This window comes from Pseudoalteromonas sp. 120-MNA-CIBAN-0494, assembly GCF_040308885.1.
In the GTDB taxonomy this organism is placed as follows: Bacteria; Pseudomonadota; Gammaproteobacteria; order Enterobacterales; family Alteromonadaceae; genus Pseudoalteromonas; species Pseudoalteromonas nigrifaciens.
Map to the genome: position 1 here is coordinate 1 of NZ_JBEOOE010000089.1, position 893 is coordinate 893.

The 893-nt window shown below is 49.3% G+C and carries 1 rRNA gene; it reads left to right on the plus strand.

The annotated features are described in order from the left end of the window. Nucleotides 1-893, plus strand: a 23S ribosomal RNA gene (locus AAEY55_RS18100); the annotation flags it as partial.

The following is an 893-nucleotide window of genomic DNA, read 5'->3' on the forward strand; positions in this document are numbered from 1 at the left end:
ACGATACAGGGTGATAGTCCCGTACATGAAAAGACATTTTAAGTGAAATCGAGTAGGTCGGAGCACGTGAAACTTTGACTGAATATAGGTGGACCATCATCTAAGGCTAAATACTCCCAACTGACCGATAGTGAACCAGTACCGTGAGGGAAAGGCGAAAAGAACCCCTGTGAGGGGAGTGAAATAGAACCTGAAACCGTGTACGTACAAGCAGTAGGAGCCCACTTGTTGGGTGACTGCGTACCTTTTGTATAATGGGTCAGCGACTTATATTTTGTAGCGAGGTTAACCGATTAGGGTAGCCGTAGGGAAACCGAGTCTTAACTGGGCGAATAGTTGCAAGGTATAGACCCGAAACCCGGTGATCTAGCCATGAGCAGGTTGAAGGTTGAGTAACATCAACTGGAGGACCGAACCCACTAACGTTGAAAAGTTAGGGGATGACTTGTGGTTAGGAGTGAAAGGCTAATCAAACCGGGAGATAGCTGGTTCTCCCCGAAATCTATTTAGGTAGAGCCTCGGACGAATACTTACGGGGGTAGAGCACTGTTAAGGCTAGGGGGTCATCCCGACTTACCAACCCTTTGCAAACTCCGAATACCGTAAAGTAATATCCGGGAGACACACGGCGGGTGCTAACGTCCGTCGTGAAGAGGGAAACAACCCAGACCGCCAGCTAAGGTCCCAAAGTCATAGTTAAGTGGGAAACGATGTGGAAAGGCCCAGACAGCCAGGAGGTTGGCTTAGAAGCAGCCATCCTTTAAAGAAAGCGTAATAGCTCACTGGTCGAGTCGGTCTGCGCGGAAGATGTAACGGGGCTAAACTATGCACCGAAGCTGCGGATTCATCTTAGGATGAGTGGTAGGGGAGCGTTCTGTAAGCCGTTGAAGGTG